The sequence below is a fragment of the Massilia genomosp. 1 genome (assembly GCF_011682185.1).
Classification (GTDB): domain Bacteria; phylum Pseudomonadota; class Gammaproteobacteria; order Burkholderiales; family Burkholderiaceae_D; genus Telluria_A; species Telluria_A rubra.
Genome location: NZ_WHJF01000355.1, coordinates 1 through 614, shown reverse-complemented (window position 1 = coordinate 614; position 614 = coordinate 1). Strand labels below are relative to the sequence as shown.

1 protein-coding gene is annotated in these 614 nt (G+C 56.4%); it reads left to right on the top strand.

Annotation, left to right across the window (positions count from 1 at the left end; all coding sequences use genetic code 11):
• Positions 1-614 (top strand): reverse transcriptase domain-containing protein (locus tag F1735_RS34050; protein WP_267876723.1); only part of this gene is annotated, 614 nt, incomplete at both ends.

Sequence of the window (614 nt, the reverse complement as noted above, 5' to 3'; positions counted from 1 at the left end):
AAAGCTTTTACGAGCTCAAGCGGAACGCGGCGGCAGGTTTGGATGGCGTGACATGGGGGGAGTACGAAAATATTCTCTACGGGCGGGTTGTGCAGCTGCATAAGGAGCTGCACACTGGGGCGTATCGCGTCCAAGCCTCGCGGCGAGTTTATATACCCAAAGCGGACGGCAAGCTGCGTCCGTTAGGGATCGCCGCTGTAGAGGACAAGATCGTGCAACAGGCCGTAGTCAAGGTGCTGAACATGATTTACGAGGAAGATTTCCTCGGTTTCTCGTACGGATTCCGGCGCGGTCGCAGCCAGCACGATGCGCTGGACGCGGCTAGCGTCGGGATCACGAGCCAGAAGATAGGCTGGATACTGGACGCCGACATTCAGGCGTTCTTCGACACCATCGACCACAAGTGGATGATGCGATTTCTGGAACATCGGATCATGGATCGGCGCCTTCTGCGGCTGATCCACAAATGGCTCAAAGCGGGCGTGATCGAAGATGGACGTCGGACAGCGGCAGAAAAGGGCACTCCGCAAGGATCTGTTATTTCTCCGTTGCTGGCGAACATTTACCTGCACTATGTGCACGATTTATGGGCACATCAGTGGAGGGGCAGACAC